This window comes from Streptomyces sp. NA02950 (genome assembly GCF_013364155.1).
Lineage (GTDB): Bacteria > Actinomycetota > Actinomycetes > Streptomycetales > Streptomycetaceae > Streptomyces.
Window position 1 is genome coordinate 4549273 of sequence record NZ_CP054916.1, and the last position, 12147, is coordinate 4561419.

10 protein-coding genes and 1 pseudogene are annotated in these 12147 nt (G+C 71.6%); 2 read left to right on the forward strand and 9 right to left on the reverse strand.

The window, feature by feature from the left end; genetic code table 11:
- Positions 1-19: 19 nt before the first annotated feature.
- The 3 genes from HUT19_RS19765 to pdhA are packed head-to-tail and all read right to left on the reverse strand — an operon-like array spanning position 20 to position 3686.
- Positions 20-1432, reverse strand: coding sequence for a dihydrolipoamide acetyltransferase family protein (locus tag HUT19_RS19765; protein WP_176181752.1), 1413 nt, complete (start codon positions 1430-1432; stop codon positions 20-22).
- Entirely contained in the window at positions 1432-2538 is a 1107-nt protein-coding gene (locus HUT19_RS19770) for an alpha-ketoacid dehydrogenase subunit beta (RefSeq protein WP_176181753.1), read from the reverse strand. Before HUT19_RS19770 ends, HUT19_RS19765 begins: the two co-directional genes overlap by 1 nt.
- Positions 2535-3686 carry a pyruvate dehydrogenase (acetyl-transferring) E1 component subunit alpha gene (gene pdhA / locus HUT19_RS19775; protein WP_176181754.1) on the reverse strand — a complete coding sequence of 384 codons (1152 nt, stop codon included), beginning with the start codon at positions 3684-3686 and terminating at the stop codon, positions 2535-2537. Before pdhA ends, HUT19_RS19770 begins: the two co-directional genes overlap by 4 nt.
- Positions 3687-3919: 233 nt before the next feature.
- Here pdhA and HUT19_RS19780 point away from each other — a divergent pair, with 233 nt between their 5' ends.
- The gene (locus tag HUT19_RS19780) at positions 3920-4408 is read left to right on the forward strand and encodes an Lrp/AsnC family transcriptional regulator (RefSeq protein WP_176181755.1); all 489 of its coding nucleotides are present in this window, start codon (positions 3920-3922) and stop codon (positions 4406-4408) included.
- Between the two features lie 217 nt (positions 4409-4625).
- Here HUT19_RS19780 and HUT19_RS19785 read toward each other — a convergent pair whose 3' ends face one another.
- Positions 4626-5228 (reverse strand): TetR/AcrR family transcriptional regulator, encoded by a 603-nt coding sequence (locus HUT19_RS19785; protein WP_176181756.1) that lies wholly within the window; start codon positions 5226-5228, stop codon positions 4626-4628.
- A 2-nt stretch (positions 5229-5230) separates the two neighbouring features.
- Complete coding sequence (locus HUT19_RS19790) at positions 5231-6748, reverse strand: 3-hydroxyacyl-CoA dehydrogenase (protein ID WP_176181757.1); 1518 nt, start codon at positions 6746-6748, stop codon at positions 5231-5233.
- A gap of 134 nt (positions 6749-6882) precedes the next feature.
- Here HUT19_RS19790 and paaN point away from each other — a divergent pair, with 134 nt between their 5' ends.
- Positions 6883-8604, forward strand: a complete 1722-nt coding sequence (gene paaN / locus HUT19_RS19795) for a phenylacetic acid degradation protein PaaN (protein ID WP_176181758.1) — start codon at positions 6883-6885, stop codon at positions 8602-8604.
- Positions 8605-8628: 24 nt separating this feature from the next.
- Here the strand turns inward: paaN and HUT19_RS19800 are convergent.
- The 4 genes and pseudogenes from HUT19_RS19800 to HUT19_RS19820 all read right to left on the reverse strand — a co-directional run.
- Positions 8629-9039, reverse strand: a pseudogene (locus HUT19_RS19800) (TrmH family RNA methyltransferase); the annotation flags it as partial.
- Between the two features lie 7 nt (positions 9040-9046).
- A complete protein-coding gene (locus tag HUT19_RS19805; RefSeq protein WP_176187071.1) occupies positions 9047-9802 on the reverse strand; it encodes an RNA methyltransferase in 756 nt (251 codons plus the stop codon).
- A gap of 212 nt (positions 9803-10014) precedes the next feature.
- Positions 10015-11268 carry an HTTM domain-containing protein gene (locus HUT19_RS19815; RefSeq protein ID WP_254886192.1) on the reverse strand — a complete coding sequence of 418 codons (1254 nt, stop codon included), beginning with the start codon at positions 11266-11268 and terminating at the stop codon, positions 10015-10017.
- A gap of 179 nt (positions 11269-11447) precedes the next feature.
- Positions 11448-12119: a DUF5819 family protein gene (locus HUT19_RS19820; protein ID WP_176181759.1), complete on the reverse strand. Its 672-nt coding sequence runs from the start codon at positions 12117-12119 to the stop codon at positions 11448-11450.
- Positions 12120-12147: the final 28 nt, after the last annotated feature.

The following is a 12147-nucleotide window of genomic DNA, read 5'->3' on the forward strand; positions in this document are numbered from 1 at the left end:
ACGCCCACCCGCACCCCGGCTACAGCCCCCGCAGCAGCACCATCGGCCGCTCCACGCAATCGGCCACATACCGCAGGAACCCCCCGGCCGTCCCTCCGTCGCACACCCGGTGGTCGAACGTGAACGACAGCTGCACCACGTGCCGCACCGCGAGCTCCCCCTCGTGCACCCACGGCTTCGGGACGATCCGGCCGACGCCGAGCATCGCCGCCTCCGGGTGGTTGATGATCGGCGTCGATCCGTCGACCCCGAAGACGCCGTAGTTGTTGAGGGTGAACGTGCCCCCCGTCAGCTCGGCCGGGGCGAGCGAACCCGCGCGGGCGGCCTCGGTCAGCCGGGCGATCTCCGCGGAGAGCCCTTCGACGCTGCGGGCATGCGCAGTGCGGACGACCGGTACGACCAGCCCCCGATCCGTCTGCGCCGCGAAGCCGAGGTGCACATCGGCGAGCCGGACGATCTCCCGGCTCTCCATGTCCACCGTGGCGTTGAGCTCGGGGTAACGGGCAAGCGCCGCCGTGCAGATACGGGCCAGGACGGCGAGCAGGGAGACCTTGGGGCCACCGGCGGCGTTCATGGCGGCACGGGCGGCGAGCAGTTCCGTGGCGTCGGCGTCCACCCAGCAGGTGGCGTCGGGGATCTCCCGACGGCTCCGCGCCAGCTTGTCGGCGGCCAGGCCCCGCACACCCCGCAGCGGAACGCGCTCCTCCCGCACCGCGGGACCCGAGGTCACGTCCGGACCGTCCGCGACAACGCCGCCCACCGCGGCGCCGTCCGCAGCAAGGCCGTCCTCCGCAAGGCCGTCCGCCGCCGGCCCCCGCACCGCCCGCTCGACGTCGGCACGCATGATGAGCCCATCGGGCCCGGAGCCGGTGAGCCCGCGCAGATCGAGACCGTGTTCCCGGGCGAGCCGCCGCACCAGCGGCGAGATCACAGGGATGGGCCCTTGGAGACGCCGCTCATCCCCCACGACGACCGGCCGGGAAACGGCATCGGCACCGGCACCGGCGGAGACGGCGGCCGAGGGGACGGCGCCGGGCCGTACCCGGCGGCGGCGCGCGGCCGGGGCGGTCGTGCCGTACCCGACGAGCACATTGCCCGACCCACCCTCAGAGGCGGCCCCACCGGAGCCAGAACCACCGCCCGCAGAACCACCGGAAACCGCGGAACCACCACCCGTATCCGCCCCCTCCGGAACGGCGACGGTGAGCAGCGGCGCCCCCACCGGCATCTCGGTGCCCTCCTCGCCGAAGCGGGCGGTGACCACCCCGCCGTACGGGCAGGGCACATCCACCATGGCCTTGGCGGTCTCGACCTCAACGACCGGCTGGTCGATGGCGACAACATCGCCGACCTGCACCAGCCACCGCACGATCTCCGCTCCGGTGAGCCCCTCCCCCAGATCCGGAAGGGTGAACTCCCGCACCACAGCCATCAGACGGCCCTCCCCTCGGTGAACTCCGATTCCCACTGGAGGCGGGCGACGGCGTCCAGCACCCGGTCCACACCGGGCAGATGGTGCCGCTCGAGCATGGGCGGCGGGTAGGGAATGTCGAACCCGGTGACCCTGAGCACCGGCGCCTCGAGGTGGTGGAAGCACCGCTCGGTGACCCGGGCGGCGATCTCCCCGCCGGGGCCGCCGAAGCCGGTGGCCTCGTGGACCACCACGGCGCGGCCGGTGCGGCGGACGGAGGCGCAGACCGTCTCGTCGTCGAAGGGCACGAGCGAGCGCAGATCGACGACCTCGAGGTCCCAGCCCTCCGCGCGGGCCGCCTCGGCGGCCTCGAGGCAGACGGGGACGGACGGCCCGTAGGAGATGAGCGTGGCACTCCGGCCGCCCCGGCCGGCTCCGGAACCGGCCACCGGACCACCAGCCGCCGCGGCGGACGGCGCACCGGACGGCCTCCGGACCACGGCCCGCCCGATGGGCGGGACCTCGTCCGGCCGGTCGGGCGACCAGTCGCCCTTGGACCAGTAGAGCCGCTTGGGCTCGAGGAAGACGACGGGGTCGTCGGAGGCGATGGCGGCGCGCAGCAGCCCGTAGGCGTCGGCGATGGTCGCGGGGGCGACGACATGGAGGCCGGGGGTGGCCATGTAGTAGATCTCGGAGGAGTCGCTGTGGTGCTCGACCCCGCCGATGCCGCCGCCGTACGGCACCCGCACGGTGAGCGGCAGCGGCATGGTGCCGCGCGTGCGGTTGCGCATCCGCGAGACATGGCTGACGAGCTGCTCGAAGGACGGGTACGCGAAGGCGTCGAACTGCATCTCGACGACGGGCCGCAGCCCGTACATCGCCATGCCGACGGCGGTGCCGAGGATGCCCGCCTCGGCCAGCGGCGTATCGGTGCAGCGGCCGTCGCCGAACTCCTTGGCGAGCCCGTCGGTGATGCGGAAGACGCCACCGAGGGTGCCGACGTCCTCGCCGAGGACATGGACGCAGGGGTCGGCGGCCATGGCGTCACGCAGGGCGCGGCCGAGGGCCTGGGCCATGGTGGCGGGCTTGCGGGCGGTGCCGGTCCCGGTGGCTGTGGCGGTGGTCATCGTGCACCCTTTTCGGACTCGTCGGCCCCGGTCTCGGCGTCGAGCTCGGCGCGCAGCTGGGCCGCCTGCTCGCGGAGCTGGCTGGTCTTGTCGGCGTAGATGTGCTCGAAGAGCTCCATGGGGTCGACGACCGGGTCCTGGTTCATCCGCTCGCGCAGATCGGCGGCGAGCCGCTCCGCGGACTCGCGCACGGCTTCCACGCTCTGGTCGTCGAGCAGATCGCGGTCCCGCATGGCGTCCTCCAGGAGCGCTATCGGGTCATGTGCCCGCCATGCCTCGACCTCGGCTTCGGTCCGGTAGCGGGTGGCGTCGTCGGCGTTGGTGTGGGCCTCGATGCGGTAGGTGATGGCCTCGACGAGGGTGGGGCCTCCGCCGCGGCGGGCCCTGCGCACGGCCTCGTCGAGGACCTGGTGGACGGCGACCGCGTCATTGCCGTCGACGAGGCGGCCGGGCATGCCGTAGCCGACGGCCTTGTGGGCGAGGGAGGGCGCGGCGGTCTGCTTGGCGAGCGGGACGGAGATCGCGAAGCCGTTGTTCTGGACGAGGAAGACCACCGGGGCCTGCCAGACGGCGGCGAAGTTGAGGGCCTCGTGGAAGTCGCCCTCGCTGGTGCCGCCGTCGCCGACGAGGGCGAGCGCGACCACGTCGTCACCCTTGAGGCGGGCGGCGTGGGCCAGTCCGACGGCGTGCGGCAGCTGGGTGGCGAGCGGGGTGCACAGGGGGGCGACGCGATGGGTGCGGGGGTCGTAGCCGGAGTGCCAGTCGCCGCGCAGCAGGGTGAGGGCCTGGACCGGGTCGAGGCCACGGACGACGGCGGCGAGGGTGTCGCGGTAGCTGGGGAAGAGCCAGTCGGGCTCCTCGAGCACAAGACCGGCGGCGACCTGGCAGGCCTCCTGGCCGGTGGAGGAGGGGTAGACGGCCAGTCGGCCCTGCCGGGTGAGGGCGGTGGCCTGCGCGTTGTACCGGCGGCCGTGCACCAGCTCGCGGTGGAGCCTGGTGAGCAGGTCGGCGGCGACGTCGGCGGCAGCGGCGGTGCCCAGCAGGCGGTACGGCTCGGCGTCGGGCAGCAGGGGCGCGGCGTCGACGCGGGGCCGCCAGGCGGGCGGGGGAGTGGGCCGGTAGGCACCGGGCTGCTCAAGGACCGTCATGACGCGACCTCCGGGACTTGAGGGAGGTGGTGCTCAGCACCTCGCTCGAGGGTGGTAGGTGGAAGACAGGCGGGCGGACAGCTGGAACGTGAGGCAGGCCACAGCGGCACCCCTCCCTACCGATTGTTCGGTCGCTGACGCATTTTGGCTACAGGCGACCCCAGCCTGTGGACAAACGGTTCCGCACCCCCTGAGATGAAGACAGGATGTCCATGAAGGGGAGGCGGGGCGGCATGCGGGACGAACAGATGGCCCATTCGGACGGCAAACCGCCCGCACGGCCACTGGACTCCATCGACCGCGACATCCTCCGGCTGCTCCGGGCGGACGGCCGGGCCTCGATACGCTCCGTGGCCGATCAGGTGCATGTGTCACGGGCGAATGCCTACGCGCGGATCAACCGTCTGATCGACGACGGGGTGATCCGCGGCTTCAGTGCCCGGGTGGACCAGGAGCGGGCCGGGCAGGGCGCGTCCGCGTACATCACGCTGAAGATCGTCCAGAACTCCTGGCGCACGGTGCGCGAGCAGCTCAGGGAGCTTCCGGGAGCGGCCCATATCGCCCTGGTCAGCGGGGACTTCGATGTGCTGCTGCTGGTGCACACCTCGGACAACCGCTCGCTGCGCGAGCTGGTCCTCACCCGGATCCAGGCGATACCGGAGGTGCTGAGCACCCGGACACTGCTGGTGTTCGAGGAGACGGACCTCGATTCGGAGCCGTGACCGGCCCCGCACGGGGCCAAGGGCTGTCCCGTCATCCCCAGCGGGCTCCCGACGCCGGCTACGGCGGCCCCCAGGCTTCGCCCGGGAGGTGCCCCTGCCGCGTTGTCGGGATCGCCCGAGTACGCCCGGTACGAGGACGACCCTCCGCCTTGCGATTGACCGCATCGGCGCCGCTCGCTGATCCACTGGGGATGACGGGACAGCCCTTAGGCGTCCCTTAGGCGCCCTCGCCCTGGGTGCGCAGACCGGCGAATGCGGTGCGGACCACGGCGTCGGCGACCTCGTCGGAGGTCGCGGCGCCGCCGCGGCCCGGCCGGTACCACTCGACAATCGAGTTGATCATGCCGAAGAGCAGCCGGGTGGCCAGCCGTGCGTCCACGTCGGCCCGCAGGTCGCCGTCGGCCGCGGCCTGCTTGAGCAGCTCGGCGACCTGGTGGTCGAACTCCCGGCGGCGCTCCATGGCCCAGCGCTCGGTGTCCGTGTTGCCCCGGACGCGCAGCAGCAGCGTGACGTAGGGCAGCTCCGCCATCAGCACCTCGGTGGTGCGCCGGACCACGTGCTCCAGCCGCTCCACCGCCCGGCCCTCGCGCGCCCCCGGCTCCTGGAGGATGTGGAACAGGCCGTCCAGCGCACGGCTTATGGCCAGCCGGAGGAGCTCTTCCTTGCCCTTGACGTGGTGGTAGATCGACGATTTGGAGATTCCGGCGGCGCGGGACAGATGCTCCATGGAGGTGCCGTCGTAGCCGCGCTCGTTGAACACCTCGACGGCAACCGCGAGCAGCGATTCGGGCGTGTAGGTGTCGCGCTTGGCCATGGTCATGATTAGAGCAGTTTTTCCTGGACGGCGGCACGCCGGACCAGCGCCTGGGAGGGCGCGTAGCGGCCGGTGGGGCAGGAGTCGTGGAGGTTGCGCAGGGTGTCGCGCACCCAGCGGGCGCCGAGGTCATCTCCCCACTGGACCGGGCCGCGCGGGTAGTTGACGCCGGACCGCATGGCGGTGTCGATGTCCTCCGGGCTCGCCACCTCGCGGGCGGCGGCGTCCAGGGCGAAGTCCACGAGCATCGCGACGGTGCGGGCCACGATCATGCCGGGGACGTCCCGGGTGACGCTCACCTCCTTGCCGAGTGCCTGGAACAGCCCGATCGCGGTCCGCACGGACTCCGGGGAGGCGGCCTCGGACGGGGCGAGGGCGATCCGCCCGGCGGTGCGGTAGTCCAGGGCGAGGTCGAAGCGGATGGTGACGGCGGAGGGGTCGGTGGTGGCGGGTGAGCCGTCGGTCAGCGACAGGCGGGTGCCGTCGGGCAGCGCGAGATGGCCCCCGGTGGGCTCGCGGGCAACGGTGATCCCGGCCTCCTCGATGAGCTCGACGAGCGCGGCGGCGGGCCCCAGATCCCCGTGCAGGACGACCTTCTCAGGGGCCTCGCAGGGTTCGGCGGTGTGCGGGGCGGGGCGCTGGGCGCCCTCGGTGTGGTCGAACCAGCCGTGGCCGGACTTGCGCCCGTGGCGCCCGGAATCGACGAGCTGCCGCTGCGCGAGGGAGGGGGTGAATTTCGGATCGTGGAAGAAGGCTTCCCAGACCGAGCGGGTGACGGCCTCGTTGACGTCCTGGCCGATCAGATCGGTCAGCTCGAAGGGACCCATCCGGAAGCCGCCGGACTCGCGCAGTACGGCGTCGATGGTGGCGGGTTCGGCGGCGCGCTCCTCAAGGACCCGGAAGGCCTCGGCGTAGAAGGGGCGGGCGAGCCGGTTGACGATGAAGCCCGGGGTGTCGGAGCAGCGCACCGGGGTCTTCCCCCAGGCGGCGACGGTGTCGTACGCGCGGTCGGCGGCGTCCTCGTCCGTGGCGGCGCCGCGGACGACCTCGACCAGCGGCAGCAGCGGGGCGGGGTTGAAGAAGTGCAGGCCGACGAGGCGGCCGGGCAGACGCAGGGCGCCCGCGACGGCCGTGACGGAGAGCGAGGAGGTGTTGGTGGCCAGCAGACAGCGGTCGGAGACGACGGACTCCAGGGCGGTGAACAGCTGCTGTTTGGCGCCCAGTTCCTCGAGGATCGCCTCGATGGCCAGATCCGCGTCGGCCAGGTCCTCGATCGCGGCGACTGGCGTGAGGCGGCCGAGGGCCGCGTCGCGGTCGGCCGCGGGGAGGCGGCCCTTGTCGACCAGCCGCCCGAGCCGGGCGGCGATGGCCTCCACCGCCTGGCAGGCGCGCCCGGGCGCGGCGTCGTAGAGCCGTACGGGATGTCCGGCCACCAACGCCACCTGGGCGATTCCCTGGCCCATGGTGCCGGTGCCGATGACGGCAACGGTGCTGGTGTACGCCGGTCCCCGGTCGATCGCAGTCATGCCGCTGATCCTCTCGGACGAAGTTATCCACAGGTTCGCCAGGCCCTCTTGTCCCGACCGATCGTTCGGTTAATCTAACTCTGTCGACCATTCCAGCCCAGCTCAATCCCAGCTCGACGAGGAGTTGGTCAGTCGTGACCACCGGACTCACCACAGCGCAGTTGACCGAGATGCACCGCCCCACCCTCGACCAGGCACTGGAGGCGATCCGTACCCGCGCGTACTGGTCCCCGCACCCCGAGCACCCCAAGGCTTACGGCCCGGACGGCAAAACGGGCCGCCCGAGCCTGGGCATCCCCGAGGGCCTGGCCGCGTTCGAAGCGCTGCGCGGCACCCGCTTCGACCTGGACCAGCCGGGCACCGACGGCTGGACGGGCTCCGAGGTCTCGCCCTACGGCGCGGAGATGGGCATGGAGTATCCGCACCCGGATATCGATGTGCTCCTCCCGGCGATGAAGGCGGCGATGCCCGCCTGGCGGGACGCCGGTCCGGAGGCGCGCGCCATGGTCTGCCTGGAGATCCTGGCCCGGATCAGCGCCCGCTCCCATGAGTTCGCCCAGGCCGTGATGCACACCAGTGGCCAGGCGTACATGATGGCGTTCCAGGCGGGCGGCCCCCACGCCCAGGACCGCGGCCTGGAGGCGGTGGCCTATGCCTTCGCCGAGCAGGTGCGCACCCCGGAGGCGGTGGAGTGGTCCAAGCCGCAGGGCAAGCGTGACCCGCTGCGGCTGAACAAGACGTTCACCGCCGTCCCGCGCGGTATCGCGCTGCTGATCGGCTGCAACACCTTCCCCACCTGGAACGGCTACCCCGGGCTGTTCGCCTCGCTGGCCACCGGCAATCCGGTGCTGGTCAAGCCCCATCCGCAGGCCGTGCTGCCGCTGGCGCTGACCGTCCGGACAGCGCGTGAGGTGCTGCGCGAGGCGGGCTTCGACCCCAATCTGGTGGCGCTGGCCGCGGAGCGGCCGGACGAGGGCATCGCCAAGGTCCTCGCGGTGCGGCCCGAGATCCGTGTGATCGACTACACGGGCTCCACCGCCTTCGGCGACTGGCTGGAGACCCACGCCCGCCAGGCCCAGGTCTTCACCGAGAAGGCCGGGGTCAACACGGTCGTCCTCCACTCCACCGACGACTACCAGGGCATGCTGGCCAATCTGGCGTTCTCGCTGTCCCTCTACAGCGGCCAGATGTGCACCACCCCGCAGAATCTGCTCATCCCCCGGGACGGCATCACCACCGACGCCGGGCCCAAGTCGTACGACGAGGTGGTGGCCGACCTCGGGGCGGCGGTCGAGGGGCTGCTGGGCGACGACGCCCGCGCGAGCGCGCTGCTCGGCGCGATCGTGGGTCCCCGGGTGCAGGAGCGGCTGGAGGCCGCGCCGGGTCTCGGCGGTGTCGCGCTGGCCTCGCGCGCGGTGACCCACCCCGAGTTCCCGGACGCCACGGTCCGTACGCCGCTGATGGTGAAGGCGGACGGGGCGCGGAAGTTCTGGGAGGCGGCGGACGCGGACGCGCCCTATCTGGCCGAATGCTTCGGCCCGGTGTCCTTCGCCGTCGCGGTCGACTCCGCGGAGGACGCGGTCGCCCTGCTGCGGCGGACCACCCGGGACAAGGGCGCGATGACCGTCGGCGCGTACACCACCTCACCGGAGGTGGAGCGGCTGGTCGAGGAGGCGTGTCTGGAGGAGTGCGCCCAGCTGTCGCTGAATCTGACCGGCGGGGTCTATGTGAACCAGACCGCGGCCTTCTCCGACTTCCACGGCTCCGGCGGCAATCCGTCGGCCAATGCCGCGCTGTGCGACGGCGCCTTTGTGGCGAGCCGCTTCCGGATGATCGAGGTGCGGCGCCAGGCGTAGCGCCGGGCGGGTCCGCGCGGCGGCTCAGCCGGCCGCCGCGTGGACCCGCACCCAGCTGTGCATCGCGATGGCCGCCGCCGCACCCGCGTTGATCGAGCGGGTGGAGCCGAACTGCGCGATCGAGCACACCATGGCCGCGTGACGGCGGGCCTGCTCCGTCAGCCCCGGCCCCTCCTGTCCGAAGAGCAGCACACAGCGGCGCGGCAGTTCGGTGGTCTCCAGCGGCACCGCCCCGGGGAGGTTGTCGATCCCGGTCACCGGCAGCCCCTCGGCGGCCGCCCAGGCGGTGAGACCGGCGGTGTCCGGGTGGTGGCGGACATGCTGATAGCGGTCGGTGACCATGGCCCCGCGCCGGTTCCAGCGGCGCCGCCCCACAATATGGATCTCCTTCGCCAGGAACGCGTTGGCCGTGCGCACCACGCTCCCGAAGTTGAAGTATCGGCTACATAACGGTTCTGGAGGATGGGGCGTCGTCCTGACCGCTCTGGGCCGGGGGCGGCGGACCTCCCCAATGGAAAAGAGCCATGGCCACGCTCGTGGCGAGGTTGTAGCTGGACACCTGGGGGCGCATGGGGAGTGCCACCAGCTTGGTCGCCCGCTCTCGGACCTCCGGCGAGATCCCGTGTCGCTCAGAGCCGAACGCCAGCAGCGCGTCATCCGGGAGCACTACGGACCTGATGTCCTCACCCTCCGGGTCAAGCGCATACAGGGGGCCTGGCGGCAGGTCTTCGAGGGGAAGCCGTTCCACTGCGGTCGCGTAGTGAAGACCCGCACCCGCCCGGACCACGCTGGGGTGCCATGGGTCCATGTCACCCGTAGTGACCACCCCTGTAGCCCCGAAACCGGCGGCAAGACGGACCACAGCGCCGACATTCCCCAGGTTGCGCGGGTTGTCCAGGACGACGACCGGCGCCGACCGCGGAAGCCTCGACAGGTGGTCCAGGTTCGCGCGGCGCCTGGGCCTGACAGCCAGGGCAGCGACCTGCGTGGGGTGCACCCTGGGAACGAGATCTCGGAAGATCTGCGCTGGTACCTCGGTCACGAGATCGCTGATCCGGACCGTAAGGTCATCGGCCAGTTCATCTGCCAGTGCCAAGGCGGAGCCCTTGTCACTGGAGATCGCGACACGGACATCTGCCCCGAAGCGAAGCGCGTGCTTCAACGCATGGAATCCGTCCACCAGCACCGCATCCGGCATAGCCTCTCGCCACTGCCGTATGACCCTCGTGACCTCGACATTGCGGCGGTCACCGTGCTCGAGCAGCTCCGGGTCGTAGCGGTCCCCGGCCGGCCAGGGGCGGGGGTGCGGGCCGACGCCGACCTCGGGGGTGAAGCCCTCGTCGTACTGGACCGGTTCCTGGGGCTGGACCGGCTCCTGGGGGCGGATGTCGCCGGGGTGGATTTCGCTGCTCACCCGATGAGCGTACGGGCCCGGGGCTCCTCATCGCGCTCCGGAGCCCGTGGCCCGCGCAACCGCCGGACCCGGGTCACCACGCGGTCCCGGACCCGGGCCGCCCTCGCGCCGCCCCAGAGCAGAAAGGCCGTCGGCAGGAACACCGCGTCGGCGGCGATCGCGGCGAGTGAGAAGAAGGGCAGCCCCAGCATGATCGCTATGCCGAGGTGCTCCATCATCAGCAGGACGAGCATCACATTCTTGGCCCGCCGGTTGAGCAGGGTGAACGGGAAGGCGACCTGCACGATGACCGTGCCGTAGGTCAGCACCATCACCAGCGTGCCGTTGGACGCCATGAAGTCGGCGAGGCCGGGCCAGGGCGAGAAGTAGTCCAAATGCAGCGGGTAGTAGAGGGCGGTGCCGTCCTGCCAGCGCGAGCCCTGGATCTTGTACCAGCCGGCCGAGGCGTAGAGCAGACACACCTCGCCCATGATCACCAACAGGGTGCCGTTGTGCGCCAGATTGGCGAGCACATCCATGATGGTGCGCGGCTCCCCCGGTGCGTAGCGCCGCACCAGCCACCAGCCGGCCTGGACGAGCCACAGCCCCCACAGAACCGTGGCCCAGCCGACCCCGGGCAGCGGCCCGTCGGCCATCAGGGAGAGCCGGGCGTCGGTGAACAGCTGGGCCCAGAGCAGCACCAGCCCCAGGACGGCCCAGAGCACGATGCCCGTCGTATCGCGGGAGGGCTGAGAGGGCTGGGGGGCTTGAGAGGGCTGGGAGAGAGCCTTCTGCCGCGCCGCCCGGCGGGCGTCCAGCGACCACACCTGCCCGCACCGGGTCAGTGCCAGATAGGTCGCCATCAGATGGACGAGGTTGTCGCCGCCGTCCCCGATGAAGATGCTGCGGTTCTGGAGCGACAGGACTCCGAGCATGAACAGCATGGACATGGTGCGGGTGCGCCAGCCGAGCAGCAGCAGCACGCTCGAGACGATGCCGAGGGTGTAGACGGTCTCGAACCAGACGGTGCTGTCGGTCCATATCAGCGCGCTGAAGGCACGGTTGGTGTCCAGCAGCCGGTTGGCCATGTCCCAGTTCATGGGGCCGTCGGGTCCGTACAGCTCCCGGCGGTGGGGCCATTCGCGCAGCAGGAAGAGCAGCCAGGTGAAGGAGAAGCCGATCCGGACGATCGCGGTCTGGCACGGGCCGAGCGCGGAGCCGCTGACGCGGGCGTGACCGCGGGCCACGGCGGAATGGAGCCGGGCTGCCAGCGGGGCGCGGGCGCCGGGGCGGGCGGACTGCCGCGGCGGCGGGGGCGGGGGTACGGCGCCGGGGCCGAACTCGGTTCCGTCGGCGGGCTCGGTTGCGTGGGCGGACTCGGATCCGGAGCCGGACGCGGGGTCGCGCTCGGGGTCGGGTTCGGGGGAGTGCGAGGGGGCAGCGGGCCCGGTCACCGGTTCTTCGCCTCCGGAAGGTCGTCGCCGGTCACCGTCCACCACGGCAGTACGCGGTAGAACACCTTGGTGTCGATCTTCTCGTCGCTCCACGGCGGTGCGGCCAGGGGTGTGGTCGCGGATCGCACCTGCACCCGCTCGACGGTGCCGCCGCCCTCCTCCCGGCCGAAGCGGAGCATCACGATCCGGCGCATGTACTGCTCGAAGAGCGGGCCGCGAGCCCCGATCGACCGGTCCTGCTCGTCATGTGAGGAGACATAGAACTCCCACGCCCTCCGCAGCTCGTTCTGCTGGGTGTGGCTGGGCAGCGGATTGTGGCGGATGGCCGCGCCGTCCTCTGCTGAGAGGTTTCTCCACCCGGTGGTCGCGGTGCCACCGTCGGCCGTGCGGATTTCGGCGCGGGCCTGAACGGCGATGTTCTGCTGGAGCGGGTTGGGGGCGAACAGCTTCCAGTTCCGCTCGAACTCCGGATAGATGTAGTCGTCGATGGCCGCACCATGCTGCTTGCTGAGCGTATTGGGCGGCGAGACGTTCAGAAACGCCATCCCAAGGTGGATGACGGCCGCGACGGCCGCGACCGCGGTGGCCACCGCGACGACCAGCTGAGCGGGGAGGGAGAGCGCGGCGAGCCGTCCCGCCGTCTCGTCGTCCGTCTCCGAGTCCGCCATACCGCCCCGCTCCCGATGGTGTCCGGTG

Excerpts from the sequence above, each read along its gene's own strand:
- HUT19_RS19790 (WP_176181757.1), bottom strand. The coding sequence starts at position 6,748 with ATGACTGCGATCGACCGGGGACCGGCGTACACCAGCACCGTTGCCGTC.
- HUT19_RS19785 (WP_176181756.1), bottom strand. The coding sequence starts at position 5,228 with ATGACCATGGCCAAGCGCGACACCTACACGCCCGAATCGCTGCTCGCG.
- HUT19_RS19820 (WP_176181759.1), bottom strand. The coding sequence starts at position 12,119 with ATGGCGGACTCGGAGACGGACGACGAGACGGCGGGACGGCTCGCCGCG.
- HUT19_RS19805 (WP_176187071.1), bottom strand. The coding sequence starts at position 9,802 with ATGCCGGATGCGGTGCTGGTGGACGGATTCCATGCGTTGAAGCACGCG.
- HUT19_RS19765 (WP_176181752.1), bottom strand. The coding sequence starts at position 1,432 with ATGGCTGTGGTGCGGGAGTTCACCCTTCCGGATCTGGGGGAGGGGCTC.
- HUT19_RS19770 (WP_176181753.1), bottom strand. The coding sequence starts at position 2,538 with ATGACCACCGCCACAGCCACCGGGACCGGCACCGCCCGCAAGCCCGCC.
- pdhA (WP_176181754.1), bottom strand. The coding sequence starts at position 3,686 with ATGACGGTCCTTGAGCAGCCCGGTGCCTACCGGCCCACTCCCCCGCCC.
- HUT19_RS19780 (WP_176181755.1), top strand. The coding sequence starts at position 3,920 with ATGCGGGACGAACAGATGGCCCATTCGGACGGCAAACCGCCCGCACGG.